Source organism: Hwanghaeella sp. 1Z406 (genome assembly GCF_048892425.1).
Lineage (GTDB): Bacteria > Pseudomonadota > Alphaproteobacteria > UBA8366 > Aestuariispiraceae > Pacificispira.
Genome location: NZ_JBLZHU010000010.1, coordinates 53568 through 75731, shown reverse-complemented (window position 1 = coordinate 75731; position 22164 = coordinate 53568). Strand labels below are relative to the sequence as shown.

The window sequence follows — 22164 nt, the reverse complement described above, 5'->3', positions numbered from 1 at the left end:
GCTGAATTATACTGATCACTGCAGCACGATAGTCACGGTTAGGACGCACCGAATGCCCTATGTATCACGCGATGATGATGGAAAAATCAATGGGATTGGCGACCGCCCCGCCCCCCACGCCAAGGAATTCCTGGGCAATGATCATCCCGAAGTGATCCGCTATCTGCGCGGCGCAAGCCCCGGCGCAATGATGGACCGCCTGAACCGGACCGATACCGAAATGGCGCGTATCACAGAAGATTTGATCGATGTTCTGGTCAGCCGAAATATTCTGAACTTCACGGATTTCCCAGTTGAAGCCCAAAAGAAACTGATGGCCCGCCAGAAGCTTCGCAAAAGCCTGTCAGCGCTCAGCAATCTGGTTACCGACGAAGACGATATCATCTAACAGTCATAGTGCCGTCCCCCGGATGGAATCCAGGGGACGACAGCATCTGCACTTTTGCTAGCGCTGACCGTCACCAACGCTGATCTGATCCTGGGTCAGTCCCCCCATGCGGGCATGAATGCGCCCACCGTCTGCCATAGCAATGACGAACATCAGCTCCCTGGCACGCGGCGCATCGGGAACAAACACCGTGACCGTGGAAAAATGACTGCGCACATAGGCGGCGTTGATATGGTGCAGCGGCACATCCAATTGTGTACCCGGCACACCCATTTTCTTGCTGGACGGGACAATCGCCTTTGCTGAGCCCAGCAGGCGGCGCATGGCATATCCCCCCGGCACATGCCACAGCGCGCCGTGTTCCAATTCACCATCCATCCCGACAAGCGATCCTTTGCCATAGGCTTCCACCGCTTCAGGCGGGCAACCCAATGCCTGGCGCAACGCATCGGCCATCTCGTCGCCCATGGGCTTCAAGGCCTCCATCCCCGCTTCCAGATCTGCGACATAGCCACCCGCATAGGGATTGGCAACAATGGCCGCAGCCCATGCAACCACCAGGGGGCGGTCCGGTACAGGACCAAATTCATGGCGGATTTCTTCACGATGGGTCACCAGTTTACGGATCGGAAATGTCGGGGTCATGCGGAAACCTCCTCAAGGAATTCTGATTGCGGCAAGGGGCCGACGATGCGGCTTTGCCCCTGTAGAGATAAATAGGCTGATTCAATCAAACCTGCCTGATAGTAACGCTGTGCCACTGTCGTTCCATGCGCCAGTGCCCCAGCGCAGACAGTCGGCGGCAATGTCCCTACAGCGGTTGTGACCAGGCGATCCCCAAGGTCACTATCAGGATCCAAACTATTGGCGGGCTGCCTGCAGATGGCCGGATGATCCCAGGTTACCGCATTGGCGATCATTGTCGCCGCCGCATCCGCTGTCGCTGCCGAATGGGCAAGAACGGTCACAGAGTCTGCAATCCCCAGAGAGAAGGACCGCCCCCCCTGACCGCTGGTTGCGATACCTCGCACAGCGCTGGTTGAGTCAATACGCGCCATCGCCACCGCTTTGGGGGCCTGCACTATGTCGATAATCCCGATATCCATCGATTGTCCGGGTGCCAGATAAAGCGCAATATCACCGCCATTATTGACATAAGCGCGCTTTAAGGGGGCGACTGTCACCATTGCGTGAAGCATATGATCCGCGACAGATCCCGCCACGGCAGCCATCGGCGTGATGAACTGACTGCGGGCAAAAGGCCGACAGGCACGGGCCATACGCTGCGCGATAACCCCTTTGAACTGCCCCTCCCCCGATTGGCGCAGTCGGGGTAACTCCTGCACCAATCCTGGCAGCACATCGACAAAGACATCGACCGCCGCGTGATACGCCATTTCAACCGCCTGAACCTCCCCGAAGGCCTGAATGATCAGGTCGATGGGGCCATGCTGTAAATGCAGACGATTTCCCGGCAACCGCGCGCTGATAGGCCCTGGCATCGTCAATCCTCCTGCTTCTGAATGGGGGAAAGAGGCCAGGGATTTTCAGGCGACCATGGTGCCATACGCATCTCTGTCCTGGACCGCGCAAGACCTTCCAGGGTGGTGATAGAGCCCATATGACCGCCCAATCGTTCAAAATCCGCCAAGGGCAATGTGAATTCCAAGGGCGCTACCAGAGCAGGCGTGGGCACCGACCCGAAACTGTTTTCGGGCATGCGCAAGACATCGACCATCACGGTAATGCCACCGCCGGGCCAGACATAACAAGGCGCACCGCCCATAGTGACCCGGGTCAGACTGTCCTGTACAGACCGGGTCAGCCGCACAGGATTTTCCGTAACGCCCGCGCGCAAGCTGCCCCCCGCGCCTGCTACAAAGACGACCGAGCATAGGGCGGGTTCGCAATTTTCTGCGATACGATCGACCACGACCTGCAAGGGGGCGGGCATAGGGTGTATTTGTGGCATCAGATCTTCATCCAATTCACAATACAGCGAATCTTCACCGGTCGTACTAACCAGCAACAGACGCAATCCAGGCCAGGCTTTCTTTGGGTCGATTTTTTGGATGATCGACAGGGGGTCAGTGATATTCGTCCCCCCCCATCCTGATCCAGGCTCCGCGACCTTAAAATACCGCCCGGGCGTGGATTTTCGACCCTGAACACGAATGCCCGCCGGTTCCATCCCCAGATAAGCACCCGCCTGATGTTCGCTTAAAACACCGGTGATATGGTCATCCACGACGATCACCTCGTCGACATGCCCATGCCATTGCTGGGCAAAAATCCCAATAGTGGCCGACCCGCACCCAACGCGCATACGTTCTTCCCGTTTGCCGTCGATAACAGGGGCACGCCCGGCCTGCACATTTATCCGCGCACCGCCCTCAATTTCAAAATCAACACCTTGTTTATTACACAATTTAAGCATTGATTCACATGTGGTGACGCCTTCCTTTTTCGACCCCCCGGTCAAGTGCCGCACGCCGCCAAGGGATAGCATCTGGGATCCATATTCCGCCGTCGTCACATGGCCAACAGGTTCTCCATTATACAGAACGCTGGCCTGTTCCGGGCCGATATGACGATCGGTATCAATCTTCACCTTAACCGAACAATAGCTGAATATGCCCTCTGTCACGACAGTGACCGTATCCACGCCCTGCCACTGCCCCGATACGATAAACGGGGCGGGTTTATAGTCTGGATAGGTGGTCGTTGCCCCAATACCCGAAACAAAGACCGGGGACTGGCTGGTCAATTTCCCATCCCACGGCACGTCCCCTGACAGAAATGGAACAAGCGCACCATCTTCCGACGCAACAGTCTGGCTCATCAAAACCAGGGGATCCGTTCGGACCAGCGTTCCACCGTGATTGGCATAGCGATCACAGGCGCCGCTGCGCCCGTCACGAATACGGCATAGTACCGGACACGCATCACACCGAATGATATCCCCGTCCTTATCGGAAGGATCTATGGCTTGGGCTTCGACCGCAGGTGCTATTCGGGTTTCAGTCATTTCGCGCAGCCTTGATCGCCGCTAACACACGATGCGGCAAGGCAGGTACCTGAGTCATACGCGCGCCGGTCGCGTGGCGTATCCCCCCCAGAATTGCCGGAGCGGTTGGAATAAGCGCTGGTTCCCCTATCCCCTTCGCCCCGAATGGTCCTTCAGGGTCTTCGTCTTCAATCAGGATACACTCAATTTCCGGCATATCCCCAAAAGTTGGAATAAGGTAATCATGCAGATTTTCTGTTCGTCCCGGCAGATATTCCTCCATCAGGGCAAGGCCCAACCCCTGCGCAATTCCGCCATGGATCTGTCCCTCCACCAGCATTGGATTAATCGCCGTGCCGACATCATGGGCCGCGACCATGCGCAGGACTTTGACCGTTCCCAGTTCAATATCCACAGCCACTTCTGCAATCTGTGCCGCATAGCCATAGGAGATATAGGGAATACCCTGGCCATCCGCATCCAGCGCGGTTGTCGGCGGGTCATAGGTCCCCTGTCCCTCCAGCACCATTCCGGCCTGGTCGGCAGGAAGAGATGTCAGATCCAGATGGCGCACGCTGCCATCCTTTTCTTCGATCATCAGTTGGGATCCGTCTGGAAAGATTTGCGCCTCAGGCCCGGCATTACAATATCGCAGTATTTCGGTCCGCAAGGCTGCCCCAGCTGCCTGGGCTGCGCGCCCGGAAACCAATGTCTGACGCGATGCGGAAGTCTTTCCCGCATCCTGAGTTAAATCTGTATCCCCGACCACCTGGTGCAACAGATCAACAGAGATACCCAGCGCATCCGCACAGATTTGTGGCATAATCGTATAGCTGCCCTGACCAATATCCACCGCCCCGTTATACAGGGTGAACCGCCCCTTTTGATCCAGTGTCACCCGCATTTTAGACGGATTGGACATAGACGTATTGCCACAGCCATACCACATACAGCCAATGCCAACGCCGTGGCGAATGGGACCCTTGGTTGTCTGGTTGAAGCCTTCCGCCGCCGCGCGCCAGTCACGCCAGGCAGGCGCAACCGCCTCTAGACACTGCACCAACCCGGCCGACGCCCCCAAAACCTGACCGGTGGCTGTGGTATCGCCCGGCCCAATTGCGTTCTTAAGGCGAATTTGCAGGGGATCTAAATGCAGCTGTGCGGCCAGATCATCCATCAGTGTTTCCGTCGCGATAGCGGCCTGGGGCACACCAAAACCCCGAAAGGCGCCCGATGGAGGATTGTTGCTGTGCAAGGCACGGCTGGTCGCCAAAACATGGGGAATGCGATAGGGACCCGTGGCATGAACCGGCACCCGGCCGGCAACTGTCGGTCCCCAGGAGGCATAGGCCCCGGTATCAAAATCAGCGTGGAAGACCATCGACCGCAACGTGCCATCTGCCTCTGCTGCCAGGGATGCCTGAACAATAGCGGGATGACGTTTGGTGCTGGCCCGCATCGATTCCGGACGCGAATAGACCGTGCCAACGGGCCGCCCCAATATCCAGGCCGCAACCGCAATGATGGGCTGTACCCCAACATCCAGTTTGCCGCCAAAACCACCCCCACAGGTCACCGGCACGATGCGCACGGCATCATCTGGAATACCCAGAACATCGCGCACTTCTTCCTTGTCCATATAGGGGGCCTGGGTGGAGGCATAAACCTCGATCCGATCACCGACCCGTTTGGCATAACCGGCCTCAGGTTCGATATAGGCATGTTCGACAAAGGCGGTTCTAAAGCCGCCACTGGCAAGTGCGGCAGCCCCCGACAACGCAGGACCTGCATCCCCACGGGACACGCGCCCTCGGATCAGCGTATTTTTCTCTGCCTGGCCCGGATGCAATATTGCGGCACCGGGGTCGCAGGCCATTTCCATACTGGTAACGGCCGGCAATACGTTCCATTCGATCGGCAGATCAGAATCCGGCAAGGCTTCAATCGTTTCCCGATCCCCAACCACTGCAATCACCGCATCGCCACGATACAAGACCCTGCCGTCCGCCAGAACCGGCTGATCCTTGATATGAGGATAGATCCCATAACCATTGCGCCCCGGAATATCCGCTGCTGTCAGAATTCGATGCAAACCAGGCCACACCTGATAAACCGGCGCGAAATCCCCCAGCGTGAAGGTCGCATGGGCATGGGGCGAACGAACAACCCGCAACCACAGGCAATCGCTGGGCCATCCATCGGCCCCATAGGGCTGGGTCCCGTCCAGCTTATGGGCTGTGTCCAGGCGCAACAGGCGTGCCCCAACGGCACGACCTGCAATCGGTTCAACGGGATCCGCCCCACCAGTAACATCCAGTACGGCATCGATAATTTTAACATAGCCCGTACAGCGGCACAGCACGCCGCCCAGCGCATCCATCACCGATTGCCGGTTAGGCGGGCTGGGCTGATTGCGCAGCAGATCCATCGCTGCCATCAACATACCGGGCGTACAAATCCCACATTGCGCCGCCCCGTGCCGGTCGAACGCTGCCCGCAATCGCACCAGCATCGGGTCATTCGACTCTGCGGCCGTTTCGATTTTCTGTCCGGTAGCTTGTCCTGCGGGCACGAGGCAAGAGCAGACCTGCTGATCGTCCAGCAGGATCGTACAGGCCCCGCAATCGCCTGCGTCACAGCCAACCTTAACCGACGTAACACCACACTGATCCCGCAGCACCCGGCTGAGCCGTTGCCCCGGAGGTCCGGCAATCTGATGGACAACCCCATTGATTGTCAGGTCCAGTGTCTCTGTCATCGTGATATCATTCATGCGGCGACATCCATGCGACATTTCAAGGCAAGTGCGTTTAACAATCGCACAACAAGGATCCGCGCCGCCTCACGCCGATAGGCGGCGCTGGCGCGGGCATCATCTATTGGCTGCAAATCCGAAAAATAGGCGGCCGTCACAATCTGTGAGAAATCAACATCCAGGGGTAATCCCACCAACGCCGCCTCCAGTTCTGATAATCTTTGCGCGACGGCAGAACATGCCCCAATGGCCAGTGATACTGACGCGATCCTGCCGTCAGAAGTCGGGACTAGTATTCCAGCCACCATTGCAATCGAAATCACCAGATAATGCCTGGCCCCCAATTTAAGAAACGCGCTTTGTGCAGTCGGGTCTGGCTTTGGGATCGTGAATCCCGTCACAATCTCACAAGGCTGCAGCACTGTCTGGCGGTAACCGGTGATAAAATCCTGCAAGATGACAGTCCGCTCCCCCGCCGGGCCTGCTACGACAACCCGGCTGTCCAGCGCCAGCAGCGGCGGAATGCCATCGGCAGCTGGGGACGCATTGCATATATTGCCAGCCACGGTCCCGCGATTCTGAATCTGTACCCCGCCAACCTGAACGGATGCTGCTTTCAGGGCATCAAAAGCGGATGGCAAATTTGCGCGCTTCACATCAGACCATGTCGTGGTCGCGCCAATCCGGATACCCTGCGCATCCTCCGTAATTCCGCGCAATGCATCGATTCCAGTGATATCCAGAACAGAAACAGCAGGTGCCGGGGCGACACGGGCGGGGAAAAAATCGGTTCCACCGCCCAAAATGGTCAGTGTCGGGTCTTCCCGAAGGCAATCAATTGCCTGTGAAACCGTCGTCGGCCTGTGATAATTTCCAATGCTCATCAACCCCATCCATTCCACAAATGTCAAAATGGTTAAATTTCTATAATCATTTGTGTACGTATGAAGTGTGCGCCGGTTCATGATTGCTCGCAACAAAGAATTTTGTTGCTCCATAAATCAGAGCCCGCGCCGGAAATTCTGGTAAAATTTCGTTAGCAAGTTTGTGTGACCCTATGATGGGCACAGTAAAAACATATACGACAAGTAAAAATTGAATAGAGAAAGGAACGCCCGCGTCATTTATTCGTAACAATATGCAACAAGAAGCACCAAGAACAACCTGTTGATTTCAATTGTAAAAATAAATAAACGAGGATAGCATGATCACTAACAAGATGGAATTAGTAGTGGGGGGAACCGCTTTCCTCTTGGATGACGGGGCGCAGACTGTTGCGCTATGAGGCGACATTAGGGGAATGGCTTCTGTAATGGACAGCGCCATCAACTTTGAAAAATCTCTCGCCGCCCAAGCGCTGCTGGCGTCTGGTGACCTAGCCTATTGCTGGAACCTGAAGGATGACAGCATCGCCTGGATTGGCAAACCAAAGCCTGTTTTGGGCACAGATACATTTTCAGACATATTAAGTGGCGAAGCCTTCAGCGAACGCCTGAATCCAGAAGACCTGGCGCGGCGCTTACAGGTTCTCAATCGCCATTTTGCTACCACCAAGCCCTATGACTGTGAATATCGGATTCGCCGTAAGGATGGCGCATTCTGCTGGGTTCACGATCGGGGCGGCGCCGTCTATGACGACGTTGGAACGCCGCATTTCATGTATGGCACCTTGCGGGTCGTAACAGGACGAAAACAGCAGGAAAGCCTGTTGGAACACCGCGCCAACTATGATGACCTGACAGGGCACCTCAATAAAGTCCGCCTGCGGGAAGCCTTGCAAAACGCCTTGTCCTATAACGAACGCTACAAGGTTTCCGGTGGATATCTGGCTGTTGGGATCGATAAACTGTCGATGATCAATGACGGGTACGGGCATGAAGCCGCCGATGCGGTCATCATCGGCGTTGGACAGCGGATTGAGCGCTGTCTGCGTGTAACCGATGTGATCGGACGCATCGGGGGGGATCGCTTTGGCTGCGTCCTTTCGCATTGTGATGAGAACGGGTTGACGATTACAGCAGAGAAAATTCTGGATTCCTTCCGATCAAGCCCCATCGAAACGCCCAGCGGGCCCGTGCATGTCACTGTCTCAGTTGGGGGGTCCCAGATTCCCGGTTTCATCCGCACGGCACTGGACGCCATGACCGGCGCGGAAAGCGCGCTGGCGGATGCCAAGGCGCAAGGCCGCAACTGCTTTGTAGCCTATCGGGTCACAGAAGAGCAACGCCTGCGCCAGCGCACCAATATCTCCCTGGGTGAAAAAGTCATGAAGGCCCTGGACGAGGGGCGCATCGTGCTGGCCTATCAACCGGTCGTCGACTCACAAACCCGGAAAACCAGCTATTACGAAACATTGATCCGCATGATTGATGAAGTTGGCGATATCATCACTGCGGGACAGTTCATTCCAATTGTTGAAAAGCTGGGTATGATCCGCCCTCTGGACCTTAGAGCCCTGGAGCTTGCTGTCACAGATCTGCGAGAATACCCGGATGTGCGATTGGCTGTGAATGTGTCCAGCCTGACCGTGACCGACCCGGCCTGGCTGCGCACCCTGGTCAGTCTGATCAAAGGCCGTTCTGACGTTGCAAAGCGCCTGACAATTGAAATCACGGAAACAGCCGCGCTGGAAGATTTTGACGTAACCGCTCGTTTCGTTAGCTCGGTTCGGGATCTGGGGTGCAAGGTGGCATTGGATGATTTTGGCTCCGGCTATACCTCTTTCCGGCACATGAAATCCCTGACCGTGGATGTGGTGAAAATCGACGGCGCCTTTGTCACCGATGTCGCGACCAACCGCGAAAATCAGATGTTCATTCGCACATTGTTGGGGCTGGCAGAGGGATTTGGGCTGCAAACGGTCGCTGAGTGTATTGAAACAGAGGAAGAAGCGGCCATCCTGACAAATGAAGGCGCAAATTTCCTGCAGGGCTGGTATTTTGGCCGCCCGGAAGTCAATCCGGCCTGGCGGAAGGCACCGAAAAAGAAACCCCTGAAAAGTGCCGATATTCTGACGATGAAGAAAAAAGTCCGTAAGGTTGGCAACGAGTAAGCCGATTCTGCAGCGGGTGTTGTATCAGCCCTTACGCAAAGCCTGCAGTTTTTTCTGCATTTCAGCCAATTGTTCCTCTAATTCTGAAACTTTTTCCGCGCCGCCTTGGGATGATGATCCTTTGCTGTCCGGCGGCGACTCTCCCGTCGGGAAGGGGGAAAACATCTGCATCGTGCGTTCAAACATTTCCATATTCTTTTTGCCCATCTCTTCCAGCGGGCCAAAAGGGAAGACAGTGCCGAAGGTTCCCTGCATATAGTCGCGCATCTTTTCCTGGTTTTCTGAGAAAGAGCGGATCGACAGGTCAAGATATTGCGGCAGCATCATGCGGTGCATATTGTCCCCATAATAGCCAATCAAACTGCGCAGAAAGCTGATCGGCAGCAGGTTCTGACCGGTCTTGCCTTCTTCTTCCACAATAATCTGTGTCAGGACAGAGCGCGTGATATCTTCGCCGGATTTCGCATCAAACACGGCGAAATCCACACCCTCCCGCACCATCTGGGAAAGATGATCCAGCGTAACATAGCTGCTGGTCGCAGTGTTATAAAGGCGTCGATTGGCGTATTTCTTAATCGTGATCGGATCCCCTTCCGACCCACGAGACGATTTACCGCTTTCCTGCTTTTCCTGGCTCATCATCACCAACCTTACCAATAATGCGCATATGGCCAACCCAACGCGCTTCAATAATATGCCTAGAAAGTGTGCACCTGTCAGCGCTGCAGCGCAATAGGCGCAACAGTGTTTTCGTTCCGGCCTGTAATCCCTATAGTGTTGGCACGATGACAACACACAAAAACACCAATCAGGGTCAGGGGTCGAAACAGGCCGAAACGCCAGCCCCGGATGCCCTGCCGGAAATCGCAGATCTGGCCCGGGACTTTGCCGATCTGTGGCAGGAACAACTTTCCGCCATGGCGGCCGATCCTTCCCTGGCAGCGGGCATGACCGAAACAATGAAGCTGTGGCAGCAAGGCCTGGCGATGATGGGCGGCACCCCGCCAAAGACGCCCGATCAAGCGGGACTGACCCAGGCATGGGGCGCTATGAATGCCGCCATGCAGGATGCGATGACCACCGCGCTGAGCGCCTGGACGCCACCGCAATCCAATGCAGCCAAGGGTACAACTGGTATGCAGGCCAGTGGGGGAACGGAAAAAAATGGCGATAAAGACCAAACCGCACCAAAGGCTGGGGCCGCGCCCACTGCCCATCCATCTGATGGCAGCGAACGCCTATTACATGAGCTTGATCGCCGCTTCGCTGACCTTGAAGGGCGGATCAATCGTCTGGAGTCCCGATCTGAAGCTGCGCGCGCGGGAACTGATGGGGCGGCTGGAAGCCCTGGCCCCGCACCCTCAAAAAAAGCCAAATCAAAAAAAGCCACCGCCAGAAAATCAGCCGCAAAAAAAATCCACGCGAAAAAGCCAGCACGCTGACGCTGAGGCACTGCGGCAAGAGCCGAGCATTGATGTGCTTTTCACTCAGGCCGTAGAAGCTGAAGCGCGCCAACGATTGGGCGCGATGTTGAAGGGCATAAATGCCTATCGCCATCATCCCTATCATCGATCGGTTTCAGAACCTGATATTCTGTGGCGGGAAGGCACCAGCCAATTGCTGGACTATAGGCGTTTTCGCACAGAATCTAAAAACAACCGTCCCGTATTGTTGATCCCGTCCCTGGTCAATCGCGCCTATATTATGGACCTGCAACAGGACCACAGTTTCGCACGTCATTTGGCGCAGGCTGGTCATTCCGTCTTTCTGTTGGATTGGAATGCGCCGGGGGCAATAGAACAGACATTCGATCTGGGGGATTACATCGCCAGAACACGCCGTGCGATTGATGCCTGTGCGGCGCAATGCGGCACCCCAATTGCCGCGATCGGATATTGCATGGGGGGAATTTTGGCGCTTGCCGCTTCGCTTGGCATTCAGGACCGTGTCGATGCCTTGATCCTGATGGCGACACCCTGGGATTTTCACGCCGAACGGCCGGATCAGGCCAAAGCACTGGCGGCCTTGCTACCAGGATTGGAACCCGGCATGACACAATCAGGTGAACTGGCCGTCGATGTGTTGCAAGCCTTGTTCGCCGGATTAGACCCAATGCTGGCTGTTCGTAAATTCATAACCGTCGCCCATCACGACACAAACAGCACCGCGGCCCGGTCCTTTGTCGCCCTGGAAGACTGGCTGAATGATGGCGTGGCCCTGGCGGCGCCCGTTGCGCGCGACTGTATCGCCGGATGGTATGGAAGAAACGCCACCGCACAGGGCACATGGCGCGTCGATGGATTGCCTTGCGACCCATCACAATGGTCTAAACCCACCCTGGCCCTGATTCCCGCGGCTGACAGAATCGTCCCCCCCGCATCTGCCCGTGCTTTGGCAGCGACGTTACCACGGTGCCTTGAACTGACGCCGCCAGTCGGCCACATTGGTATGATGACAGCGCGCAACGCACGAGCAGCAGTATGGGACCCCGTGCTAGAGTTTTTGTCGGACCCGGAAGGGTCGATGCCACTATAGTGAAACGCATCCCTTGATCCATTGCAGCACACAGGAGTATTGTGCGTTGCACAAAACACGCGCGATGAAAAAGGCGAAGATCCATTCCATCGCATCATGATCGCGAAACAGACTTTATTGGAGGAGCACCCCTATGACAGATATCGTAATCGTCAGTGCCGCACGGACCCCGGTCGGGTCATTTAATGGCGCGCTAAGCGGGGTTTCTGCCTCGCATCTGGGCGCGGTGGCCATTAAGGAGGCATTAAGCCGCGCTGGCGTGGCCCCGGAAGAAGTTGATGAAGTGATCATGGGCCAGATCCTGATCGCCGGTACCGGTCAGAACCCGGCCCGACAGGCTGCTGTAGAGGCGGGCATCCCCTATGATAAAACGGCGTATCAGATGAACCAGCTTTGTGGTTCTGGCTTGCGCACCGTGGCGCTGGGCATGCAGTCCATCCTGGCCGGTGATGCGACTATCGTCGTCGCCGGTGGTCAGGAAAGCATGAGCCAGGCCCCCCATGCCGCGCATCTGCGCAACGGCCAGAAAATGGGCGACCTGAGCTTCACGGATACGATGATCAAGGACGGCCTGTGGTGCGCCTTTAACGGCTATCACATGGGCAATACGGCGGAGAATGTCGCCCGCCAATGGCAATTGACCCGCGAGGAGCAGGATCAGTTTGCCGTTGCCTCTCAGAACAAGGCTGAAGACGCTCAGAAGGCCGGCCGCTTCAAGGATGAAATCGTGCCCGTCACGATCAAAACCCGGAAAGGTGAAGTCGTCGTTTCCGATGATGAATACCCCAAGCACGGCACCACGATTGAAAGCCTGGGTAAGCTGCGCCCGGCTTTTGATAAGGAAGGGACCGTCACAGCCGGGAATGCATCGGGCATTAATGATGGGGCTTCCAGCGTCGTCCTGATGACCGCCGCCGAAGCCGCCAAGCGCGGGCTTACTCCCCTGGCGCGGATCGCCTCCTGGGCGACGGCGGGGGTTGATCCTGCAATTATGGGGACTGGCCCCATTCCCTCCTCTCGTAAAGCACTGGAAAAGGCTGGCTGGTCTGCCGACGACCTGGACCTGATCGAAGCCAATGAGGCCTTTGCCGCACAGGCCCTGGCCGTGAACAAAGACATGGGCTGGGACACGTCCAAGGTAAACGTGAATGGGGGGGCCATCGCCCTGGGCCACCCGGTCGGGGCGTCCGGCAACCGCGTGTTTGTCACGCTGCTGCATGAAATGGTCAAACGCGACGCCAAAAAGGGACTTGCGACCCTGTGCATCGGCGGCGGCATGGGCATTGCGATGTGTGTAGAGCGCGAATAAGTCGAAAGACAGATACAACAGCAAAGGCCCCGTCGGATATCCAGCGGGGCCTTTTCTTTTTAGCATCTCAAAAAAGGGGGGAGACAGCAGCGCTATCTCCCCCAATTTCACTCAGCGATGGTGCCTGGCCTCCTTCAGGCTCTCAGTCGGAGGCCACGCCAAGTGTGGGATGATCTGTCAGCATCGGCGCACCATATAGGGGCTTGCTTACACCCTGGTGGCAGGTATTGCAGGAAACCTTGCCAATGTCGCCTTGTGGGCCCAGATGGGCCTCCGGCAACAAGGGCTGCAAGGGCATGACAAAGGTATTGTTAATGTCACGCGCCATGCGAATTCCATACCACGCCTTGGTCCGGACCGGGTTGCTTTGCTCCCAGTTCCCAAGGGCGCGGGTATTGTGACAGAATGTACAGTTCTGACCCAAAGAGTCAGACATATGCATCATCAACGAATAAGTGCTTTCAGTGGCTTGCAGGCCAACGCCGGGCTGTCCGGCGATCGGCAAGGCACTGGCACTTTGTACCCGGATGTTACCATCTTCGACCAATAACTGCTCCAGGGCTGTATAAGGAAGGGATGTATAACCTGCCCGTTCCGTCGCTACATTCTGGCCCTGACGTTTGGCAATAAAGCCACCCGCAGACTCGGCGGGTCCACTTTCCAGGAACCAGGCCTGCTGAGGGACCGGATTGCCCCGGTGACAGGTGTAACAGTTCACGCCCGTGTCAGCGACGTGATCCTTCCATTTGCTATTGATGGTCTTGGTCATTTGCAGCATGCGCCGCGCCACCTGCTTGGCATAGACTTCTTCCGAAGCCATATTCTCAACATTGTGACAATAGGCGCAGCTTTGATCCGGCGAGACCCAGGCGGTGATGGAGATCATCAAAGCCGTGAACTCATCTTCCGTCAGATCGCCCAGAACCTCAACATTCTGATAGATTTCTGAGGCTTTGGGCCCGCCTGGCTCCGTTGGGCCATAAGAGTCCGGCGCTTGATTGGCTTCTACCAGTTTTGCCTCGGTACGCGGATTGACACCTTCTTCCATACCGGTTCCGCGAAACCCTTGCTGAACGGTATCGATGGGGGGACGTTCGAAGCTGACGATAAGCTGAACACCAAGCAATGCAGCAACGATCAGTACGATTGGAATGAGCGCTTTCATCAGTTGCCTCCCATCTGTGGGTCAACGGCAGCGGGATCCCAGACCGGTGGATAGGCTGGTGCAACCCCGTGCTTCACAGCCCACAGGTACCAGTTATCAACCACGGTCCCGGTCAGCAGTATGCCGATACCGCCTACCAATGTGGTAAGGACGGCAAACCACCATGCCCAGCGGTGAATACTTTCCATCGAGGCGTTGAAGCCCATCGTCCAGCGCCAGAACAAGGCGGCGCGTTCAGAGGCCGTACCCCGATCCACGATCTGTTCGATTTCCCGATCACCGCCATAGCGGGTCACGGCCAGGATGGTCGCCCCGTGCATGGCAAACAACAGCGCAGATCCATACAGGAATGCGATGGAGAGCATATGGAACGGATTGTAGAACAGGTTGCCGTATCGCAGTGAGAAGGCCGCCGTCCAGTCCAGATGCGGGAAGATGCCAAAGGGTACCGCCTCACTCCAGCTGCCCATCAGCAAGGGTCGAATGAACCCAAGGACCAGGAACAACCAGATCGCGGAGGCGAAGGCCCAGGCAACATGCGTACCCATCCCATGGGCCCTGGCCCGTGTATAGACCCGCACCCACCATAACATCACAGACAGGGTCAGGAAGAACCCGGCCATCAGCCACCATCCGCCTTCCGCCAGGGGCGGAATCGACAGACCGTATTCCGGCGCAGGCGGCTCCAACCCCAGCCAGAAAAGCTGGCGTATGAATTCTATCGGATCCCAGTTGACCGAGGCCAGCATGTTAAACCCGATAATCATGAAAGAGGTCAGACCCGCTGCCAAAGCAGCCACCCCGGTAAAGCCGAGATAGAAGGGACCGATCTGCGCGTCCCCGATGCGGCCCATCAACGTGCTCTTGCCCGTTGTTTTGCCACGCCACAGGGGGCTGTCTCCCGCCTCTACGCCCAGATCCGGTGCTCCGTGGACCTGAATGCGCGTGAAGATGTTTTGATACTCAACCATGGTTCGTCCCTCCTCAAGACCAGAACGGCAGGCTCAGCCACCAGTTCCACCATTCAGGCCAGCCCCGTGTCCAAAGCGGGCCGCTGATAACAATACAGACCGCGCTGAAGAAGACCGCCGCCAAAGCCAGAAACAGGCCGAGGCGGTGAATGCCCAAGGTTCCAATCGAATAGCCGATGCTGTCGCGGAAGAAGGAGTTTTCATGCTCCGCCGTGCGTACTGTTTCGCCTTCCTTCGGATTGACCGATGACAGGATCAGCGCGCCGTGCAGGGCAAGCGCCAATGCCGTTGTAAAGAAGAACGAAACCGCGATCATATGGGCTGGATTGTAGTGGAAGTGCAGGTATTGATACCCAACGTTAGATACCCAGTCGAGGTGGCTTAGGATACCATAGGGGAAACCATGTCCCCAGGCGCCAAGCAACAGCGGCCGGACCACAACAAGTGTGATATAGGCTCCGATAGCAAATGCGAAGGCGATTGGAACGTGGAGCCCAATCCCAAGCTTTCTGCAAATCTCGACCTCTCGTAACGCCCAGGAGATAAAGGACCCGATGGCACAGATCGTCACGATCTGCCATAGCCCGCCCTCCATCAATGGCGCGAAACCCAGACCATAAGACAGGTCTGGCGGTGCAATGTTAATTTGCCATGGGTTCCAGGTTCCTCCCTGAGAAGCCCCGTACAGTATAAGAACGGTGCCCAGCCCGGCGAAGAACGCCGTCGTCACGCCGAAGAAGCCGACGTAAAAGGGTCCGACCCAGAAATCGAACAAGTCTCCGCCGATCAGGGTTCCACCGCGGACGCGATATTTTTTTTCAAAGTTGAGCATAGACATCGCTCAATCCTCCGGGCCGTTGCCACGATTAGTGTTGGTCGGTTCAGCGGGCGGGCCAATGACCCTTTGGGTAAGACCTGCGGGAGTTGCCCCGCCCGTTGATCCAAGTCGGTGCCCCGCCGCCCGAACGGGGTCGATAGCTCGACCGCGTCCGGGGCAGGCGGTGCCCCAGCTGAATTGCCCTTACGGGTTCATCAGCCAGTTGAAGCGTTCGGTGCTCAGCAGGACGAAGTGAATCATCGCAGCCAAGGCGAACAGGAAAACCCCTTGCGCAACCATTACGCGGCGGGGATCGAAAAGCAGCCAAATGCGCCACATTGGTCTCTCCTCCTATCCGATAACGGAAGTTAGGGTTAATGCCGCGGTATGCAGCCCGTCAGAAACGGACGCCATGCCGTCACCTTGTAACCAGGGGCGCCATGCCCAGACCAGGATGTGAGCAACCACAGCCACTGCCACGAAGAGGAAGAACCCCTGCATGTAGTATTTGTGGAACTCTTGAGCTTCCTGTTCTGACAGGCCAGACATGGAATTTGCCATATCAAAACCTCCCTTACTTAGGCCCGAAGGCCGTTACCACGTTGCCTACGTGGCGAGGTACTATCGATGCCGAATTTTACTTCGACACCGACGCTCCACCCCCAGCCTCTGTCCGGTAACCCGGATCAGAATTCGAGGAGTGAACCCAGTCGCTGCGCTTACAAGCCGTGGCCTAGCGCATGAAAGCGAAGGGAACCGTCCCGTTCGCGCGAATTCGTGCTTCCTCAAAAACCGATCGGACCTGGCCTTGGCCGCCGAACATCTGCCAGCGCCAGGGCAAAAGGCGGGCGATGATCCCGGCCCCCAGAAATGCCGTGAACCCGATGGAATAGAGAAGCTTGTATTCCAGTCTTTCCCGCTGCGCATCGCGCGCTGGGACGAAACTTGCGTCTTCAAGACCGATTGCCATTTTTAGTCCCTTCCAAAATCGGCCCCGAGGGACCGTCTTGCCGCAGCCCATTCGCCGCGGCGGTAAACTTCCAAACGCTGACCTAAGCCGCCCGCCCACTCATCAACTGGGTGCGGGCACGTACCAAATCGTCTATCGAGACCGTATTGCGATCCGCCTGCTGCGCTGTTGCTTCTGCGCGATCACGCAGAGACTTTGCTGCTGAAATTCGACTGATCACCGGATACATCTCAACCGCCTTGTCCAGCGCCACACGGGCGTCTTCATCCCAGGGCATGTCACGGCGCAGGCGGGTTGGCGTCGATTCCGCCATATCCAATTGCGATCCAAGAGGGATGATGTGGAACAAGGTGTCGAACAGGGCGTTGCAGATTTCCTGCACCAGATAGGTTGCACCGGAATAGCCCATATAGGGGGATCCGGTATGGCGCCGAATGAAGGTGCCGGGGAAGCTGGCCGGGACAAAGGTCGCGCGGCTGTTCACTTCGGCCATATACATGCGCTCGTTAAAACTGCCGAAAACCACCATGGGGGTCTTTTCCTGAACCAGCTTGCGCACGGCATTGTTGTCGGTTTTCTTACCCGCCAGCCGGGATACTGCGAAGTGACAGGGCAGGCCCAGATCATTTTCCAGGAAGTTGCGGATGCCACGGGAATAGGTTTCTGGTGCGACGATGCCAAAGCTGGCCGTGCCAAAGAAATCCTGCGTAACCGACCGCCACAGATCCCATAGCGGTTTGATGGTCGTGTGCTTTTCCCGCTCAATAAAGGGCTCAGGATCCAGCGACAGTAACTCTCCCAGCTTACGCAGGAATTTCGTTGTGCTGTCCAGGCCAATGGGCGCTTGCAGATAGGGCTTTTCCAAACCTTCGCACAACAGCCGCCCGAATTCGCGATACAAGCAGATATTCACATCCGCATCGACCAAGCGGCCAACATCCGATAGATGGCTGCCCAGGGGGAAGACCATATTGATTTCTGCCCCAATGCCTTCGACCAGACGGCGGATTTCCGCGAGGTCAGAGGGCATATTGAACATGCCATAGGCGGGCCCGATAATGTTCACGCGGGGTTTTGCATCCGCAGCGCGCTTCTTCGCCTTGGGCAGCTTGCCACCCTTTTTGGCACCATATTCGGTCCACAGCCAATACAGCGCGCGATCCGCGCTTTGCCATTGGTCTTCGTCGATGGTGCGCGGCAGGAAGCGACGGATGCCGGTCCCTTCTGGGGTCACGCCGCCACCGATCATCTCCGCGATAGACCCTGTGACAACCACGGCAGGCAGATCAGGATCCAGCGCGGCATGGGCGCGTTTCATCGCCTCTTCCGTGCCGGTCTGACCCAATTCCTCTTCACCCAGGCCGGTGACGACGATGGGCAGTTCATGGGGGGGCAGGCCATCGGTGTAATGCAGGACAGATGTTACCGGCAGGTTTTCACAGCCAACGGGACCATCTATGATGACCTGCAATCCCTTGATCGCGGTAAACACATAGACCGATCCCCAATAGCCGCCGGCGCGATCATGATCCTGGACTAGCATCCGACCGCTCCTTCCACTTTATCAGCAGTGCGCGCGGCAGTGGCGCGTTCCCGTGCCTTGGCGTTGCGCAGGCGGAAATCAGGCTTGTCTTCCGGAACGTCTTCCCAGATGCCCGCATGGTCGCCCGTGCCGACGCCTTCGAAGAATTCTTTCATCTTGTCGAAGCGGCCCTTATTAGCGATCGCCGCATTAACAATCTGCCCCAATTGCCCAGCTCCGGCAGGCCCCATCAGCGGGCGTGCGGAAATCAGATTGGTAAAGTAGAGACCGGGAATGCCCAGCTCTTTGGCCTTCTGAACCACCGGCGTCGTCCCGATGGCCAGGTCCGGGGTGAATTCCCGCACTGCCGCCAGATCTTCTTCCAAAGAGGCGCGGTAATTGACCTGAACACCATGGGATTCCAGCCAGTCGCGATCCGGGTCGGACCATTTTGTTTTGGGGCAGGCTGTGCCGACATAAGGCACTTCCGCGCCGCTTTCGATCAGCAACCGCGCGACGATTAATTCAGACCCTTCATAGCCAGACAGGGTCACGCGCCCTTTGATCTGTGCGCCACTCAATGCCTCCGCAATCGCTGGCAGGAAGGCATTCTTGGAGGCCGCGACCTTGTCTTTGGCAATGCCACAGGCTTCCCCGATGCTGTCCAGCCACATCGCCGTGCCGTCATGACCAATGGGCGCGGACCCGACAATTGAGCGACCGGCTGCCGTGAATTCGCGGCAGGACGCGGTATAGAAAGGATGGATTGCCGCAACCGCTGCACAGTCCAGGGCGGAATAAAGCTCACGCCATTCGCGGGTCGGCACCACCGGCCCTGCCGCCAGGCCCATCGGAGCCAGCATCATGCCGATTCCCACCGGGTCTGCCGGGAACATTTCGCCCAACAGCGTGATCGTCGGCTTATCGCTGACGCCACCGACGGGGGCTTGAACCGGACCAGCCTCAACCTCTGTGCGGGCATATTTCAGCATCGCACCGGCCAGGACATCTTTCGCCTCAGCATGCGTGGGAACACCAAAGCCCGGCACATCGATACCAACGATGCGCACACCGTTGATTTCCTTGGGCAGCATCTGCAACGGAATGCCAGACGCGGTCGGGACACACAGATTGGTGACGATCACCGCGTCATAGCGTTCCGGATCGGCGATTTCGTGCACCGCATCGCGGATGTCTTCATACAGTTTGCCGGTGACCAGTGTTTCCGAATTGAACGGCACATAACCAACCGAACGACGCGCACCATAGAAGTGACTGGTAAAGGTCAGGCCATAAACGCAGCAGGCGGAGCCAGACAGGATTGTTGCCGTGCGCCGCATCCGCAGACCGACCCGCAAGGACCCAAAGGCCGGGCACATGCCCTGAGGCTTATCATGGGGACCAACCGGATAATCAGCGGCGTATTGGTCCAGGATTTCAGACTTGCCCGCTGCCTCTGCCGCTGCACGCATCTGCGCAGCACCGCTGTGACAGCCCTGCCCGTCGGCACCGGTCGGATTGACCGGAGTCTTCGACAAATCAACACTGGAGGCAGCGCTTTCGATGTCGCTGGTCAGTGTTTTGTCTGGGGCATCATAGGGCATACCAACTATATCCAATCCTGTGTCGTCACAAACCATTCAGTCTGACAAAACGCCTCAAACCGTGTCGTAAACCACTTCCAAACTGTCTTTTGCCAGCTTGGATGAGCTGCACATATCTTCCATCTTCGCCGGGATCAGCGTGTAATCGCCGCCGGTTTCCTTGCTGGTGAACAGGCCCAACAACCCATCCTGATCCAGGGCTTTCGGGTGCATCGGCTGGGCCTCTGCAACATTGATCGCAAGCTCCGCAAACAGGGGCGCCCATTCCCCACCGGGAATGCCGACAATTTCGTAATTCGCGCTTTTGCGGCGGATGTCTTCATTGGCGGGGATCGCCGCCAGGACGGGAATACCGACCACATCTGCGAAAGCCTGGGCCTCACCGGTGCCATCATCCTTGTTGATGACCATCCCGGCGACCCCGACATTGCCGCCCAGCTTGCGGAAATATTCCACTGCAGAGCAGACATTGTTGGCGACATACAGGCTTTGCAGATCGTTCGATCCGACCACGATTACCTTCTGGCACATGTCACGGGCAATCGGCAGGCCGAACCCGCCACAGACAACGTCGCCCAAAAAGTCCAGCAGGACGTAATCGAATTCCCAATCGTGGAAGCCCAGTTTCTCCAGCAATTCAAAGCCGTGGATGATACCGCGACCCCCGCAGCCGCGCCCGACTTCCGGGCCGCCCAGTTCCATGGCATAAACACCGTCGCGAACGAAGCAGACATCACCGATTTCAACTTCTTCACCGGCTTCCTTTTTGCGGGAAGATGTTTCCAGGATCGTCGGGCAGCTTTTGCCACCAAATAACAGCGAGGTCGTGTCTGATTTCGGATCACAGCCGATCAGAAGAACCTTCTTACCCTGCTGTGCCATCATGTAGCTGAGATTGGACAGGGTGAAGGACTTACCGATCCCCCCTTTTCCATAGATCGCAATGATCTGTGTTTCTTTGGTCACAGGTCCGGTTTGAACCGGATCCGGACCTTGTGCCGCTTCTTTGCGCAGGTCTTCAGTCATCGTGCTCATTGAGGCGTGCTCCAATCCAGGATCATTTTGAGGCAGGTCGGATCCGTGAAAGCGGTGTGATAAGCATCCGCTGCCACATCCGGCGTTTTGCGGTGGGTGATTAACCCGTCCAGTGATAGGTCACCGGACTCGATCAACCCTTTGACGGCGCGCAGATCAGGGTCTTTCCATTCCGCCGCGACGCGCATCCGGGCCTCTCGCAGGAAGGCCGGAACAAATTTGAAACTAAGAGAGACGTCATAGAATCCAGCCAGCACGACTTCTCCACCTGGGCTCAGGCGTGAAATCAAACTATCCAGAAGATCATGGGACCCGCTGACATCATAGATCGCGCGGTAGCTGCGATTGGTGTCGTCTTCTGAATTTGTGACGCTATAGCCCATGGCTCCGGCGACACGATCTGAATTCGTTTCCCAAACAACGGGAGCGTCTCCGCCCAGCGCAATCGTGATCCGTGCCAATAAACGACCCAGAACACCGTGCCCGACAATCAAATCCGGCAGCGTATATCCTGCTACGGCATGATAGGCCGTGGCCGCCAAGGCCAGCAGAACGCCCCGTTCCTGAAGACTGTCATCAATGGCAACAGCGCGGCGTGCCGGGACGACCAATCGTCGAGCAGAACCGCCAAAGAGACCGCGAACCTCTCCAAAACAAGAGGCACCCGGTACGAAAACAAAGTCACCTTCACGCAGGCTGCAATCCCGTGCAGACCGCGATATCCGCCCCACTGCTTCATAGCCGGGCACCAATGGATATCCCATTCCAGGAAATTGCGGCATGCGGCCTGTCCATAACAGACGCTCAGTTCCGGTGCTAACGCCACTCCAGGCGACATCAATGATCAGGTCATCTTCCGCTGGCGCTTTCAATTCGACAGCGCGGACCGCTAGGGCCTCCGGCTTTTCGAATATGATCGCTTGCGTTTCCATTCCCATTCGTCCCCTACCGCATTTTGCGGCCCCGCCATTTCAGGCTGTTTCGGATTTTGTGAGGCGTTCCTGCCTTCTGTTATTTTTTGCCGGACCTTTTCC

21 protein-coding genes are annotated in these 22164 nt (G+C 56.9%); 5 read left to right on the top strand and 16 right to left on the bottom strand.

From position 1 onward, the window contains the following. The first annotated feature begins 52 nt into the window (after positions 1-52). Complete coding sequence (locus ACOSDR_RS17700) at positions 53-388, top strand: hypothetical protein (RefSeq protein ID WP_420725879.1); 336 nt, start codon at positions 53-55, stop codon at positions 386-388. A 57-nt stretch (positions 389-445) separates the two neighbouring features. Here the strand turns inward: ACOSDR_RS17700 and ACOSDR_RS17695 are convergent, their stop codons facing one another. From ACOSDR_RS17695 to ACOSDR_RS17675, 5 genes are read right to left on the bottom strand one after another with little or no spacing between them, the layout of a single operon-like run. Further along, entirely contained in the window at positions 446-1033 is a 588-nt protein-coding gene (locus tag ACOSDR_RS17695) for an amino acid synthesis family protein (RefSeq protein WP_420725880.1), read from the bottom strand. Then, positions 1030-1890: a UPF0280 family protein gene (locus ACOSDR_RS17690; protein ID WP_420725881.1), complete on the bottom strand. Its 861-nt coding sequence runs from the start codon at positions 1888-1890 to the stop codon at positions 1030-1032. Before ACOSDR_RS17690 ends, ACOSDR_RS17695 begins: the two co-directional genes overlap by 4 nt. 2 nt (positions 1891-1892) lie before the next feature. After that, entirely contained in the window at positions 1893-3416 is a 1524-nt protein-coding gene (locus ACOSDR_RS17685; RefSeq protein ID WP_420732072.1) for a 6-hydroxynicotinate reductase, read from the bottom strand. Then, positions 3409-6168 (bottom strand): molybdopterin-dependent oxidoreductase, encoded by a 2760-nt coding sequence (locus tag ACOSDR_RS17680; protein ID WP_420732071.1) that lies wholly within the window; start codon positions 6166-6168, stop codon positions 3409-3411. The genes ACOSDR_RS17685 and ACOSDR_RS17680 overlap by 8 nt, the downstream gene beginning before the upstream one ends. Further along, on the bottom strand, positions 6165-7034 hold the full coding sequence (locus ACOSDR_RS17675) for an FAD binding domain-containing protein (RefSeq protein ID WP_420732070.1): 870 nt from the start codon (positions 7032-7034) through the stop codon (positions 6165-6167). Before ACOSDR_RS17675 ends, ACOSDR_RS17680 begins: the two co-directional genes overlap by 4 nt. A 416-nt stretch (positions 7035-7450) precedes the next feature. On the opposite strand from ACOSDR_RS17675, the gene ACOSDR_RS17670 reads away from it, so the two are divergent. Further along, positions 7451-9202, top strand: a complete 1752-nt coding sequence (locus ACOSDR_RS17670; RefSeq protein WP_420725885.1) for a putative bifunctional diguanylate cyclase/phosphodiesterase — start codon at positions 7451-7453, stop codon at positions 9200-9202. A 24-nt stretch (positions 9203-9226) separates the two neighbouring features. Here ACOSDR_RS17670 and phaR read toward each other — a convergent pair whose 3' ends face one another. Further along, positions 9227-9844, bottom strand: coding sequence for a polyhydroxyalkanoate synthesis repressor PhaR (gene phaR, locus ACOSDR_RS17665; protein ID WP_420732069.1), 618 nt, complete (start codon positions 9842-9844; stop codon positions 9227-9229). A gap of 143 nt (positions 9845-9987) precedes the next feature. On the opposite strand from phaR, the gene ACOSDR_RS17660 reads away from it, so the two are divergent. The 3 genes from ACOSDR_RS17660 to ACOSDR_RS17650 all read left to right on the top strand — a co-directional run bounded on the left by ACOSDR_RS17660 (position 9988) and on the right by ACOSDR_RS17650 (position 13046). Further along, positions 9988-10644 carry a hypothetical protein gene (locus tag ACOSDR_RS17660; protein ID WP_420732068.1) on the top strand — a complete coding sequence of 219 codons (657 nt, stop codon included), beginning with the start codon at positions 9988-9990 and terminating at the stop codon, positions 10642-10644. 34 nt (positions 10645-10678) lie between these two features. After that, positions 10679-11737 carry an alpha/beta fold hydrolase gene (locus ACOSDR_RS17655; RefSeq protein ID WP_420732067.1) on the top strand — a complete coding sequence of 353 codons (1059 nt, stop codon included), beginning with the start codon at positions 10679-10681 and terminating at the stop codon, positions 11735-11737. Between the two features lie 133 nt (positions 11738-11870). After that, positions 11871-13046: an acetyl-CoA C-acetyltransferase gene (locus ACOSDR_RS17650; protein WP_420725889.1), complete on the top strand. Its 1176-nt coding sequence runs from the start codon at positions 11871-11873 to the stop codon at positions 13044-13046. 142 nt (positions 13047-13188) lie between these two features. On the opposite strand, the gene pufC is transcribed toward ACOSDR_RS17650, so the two are convergent. The 10 genes from pufC to bchC all read right to left on the bottom strand — a co-directional run bounded on the left by pufC (position 13189) and on the right by bchC (position 22062). Continuing rightward, positions 13189-14211, bottom strand: a complete 1023-nt coding sequence (gene pufC / locus ACOSDR_RS17645; protein ID WP_420732066.1) for a photosynthetic reaction center cytochrome PufC — start codon at positions 14209-14211, stop codon at positions 13189-13191. After that, the gene (gene pufM, locus ACOSDR_RS17640; RefSeq protein ID WP_420725891.1) at positions 14211-15182 is read right to left on the bottom strand and encodes a photosynthetic reaction center subunit M; all 972 of its coding nucleotides are present in this window, start codon (positions 15180-15182) and stop codon (positions 14211-14213) included. Before pufM ends, pufC begins: the two co-directional genes overlap by 1 nt. Before the next feature lie 13 nt (positions 15183-15195). Continuing rightward, entirely contained in the window at positions 15196-16020 is an 825-nt protein-coding gene (gene pufL / locus ACOSDR_RS17635) for a photosynthetic reaction center subunit L (RefSeq protein WP_420725892.1), read from the bottom strand. A gap of 183 nt (positions 16021-16203) precedes the next feature. Further along, positions 16204-16338, bottom strand: coding sequence for a light-harvesting antenna LH1, alpha subunit (gene pufA / locus ACOSDR_RS17630; RefSeq protein ID WP_420725893.1), 135 nt, complete (start codon positions 16336-16338; stop codon positions 16204-16206). Positions 16339-16350: 12 nt separating this feature from the next. Beyond that, a complete protein-coding gene (gene pufB, locus ACOSDR_RS17625) occupies positions 16351-16560 on the bottom strand; it encodes a light-harvesting antenna LH1, beta subunit (RefSeq protein WP_420725894.1) in 210 nt (69 codons plus the stop codon). A 172-nt stretch (positions 16561-16732) separates the two neighbouring features. Next, positions 16733-16969: a hypothetical protein gene (locus tag ACOSDR_RS17620; RefSeq protein WP_420725895.1), complete on the bottom strand. Its 237-nt coding sequence runs from the start codon at positions 16967-16969 to the stop codon at positions 16733-16735. An 82-nt stretch (positions 16970-17051) separates the two neighbouring features. Beyond that, entirely contained in the window at positions 17052-18512 is a 1461-nt protein-coding gene (gene bchZ / locus ACOSDR_RS17615) for a chlorophyllide a reductase subunit Z (protein ID WP_420725896.1), read from the bottom strand. Continuing rightward, positions 18506-20095 carry a chlorophyllide a reductase subunit Y gene (gene bchY, locus ACOSDR_RS17610; RefSeq protein ID WP_420732065.1) on the bottom strand — a complete coding sequence of 530 codons (1590 nt, stop codon included), beginning with the start codon at positions 20093-20095 and terminating at the stop codon, positions 18506-18508. Before bchY ends, bchZ begins: the two co-directional genes overlap by 7 nt. 54 nt (positions 20096-20149) lie before the next feature. Continuing rightward, the gene (locus ACOSDR_RS17605; RefSeq protein ID WP_420725955.1) at positions 20150-21121 is read right to left on the bottom strand and encodes a chlorophyllide a reductase iron protein subunit X; all 972 of its coding nucleotides are present in this window, start codon (positions 21119-21121) and stop codon (positions 20150-20152) included. Positions 21122-21126: 5 nt separating this feature from the next. After that, complete coding sequence (bchC, locus tag ACOSDR_RS17600; protein WP_420732064.1) at positions 21127-22062, bottom strand: chlorophyll synthesis pathway protein BchC; 936 nt, start codon at positions 22060-22062, stop codon at positions 21127-21129. Positions 22063-22164 lie beyond the last annotated feature (102 nt).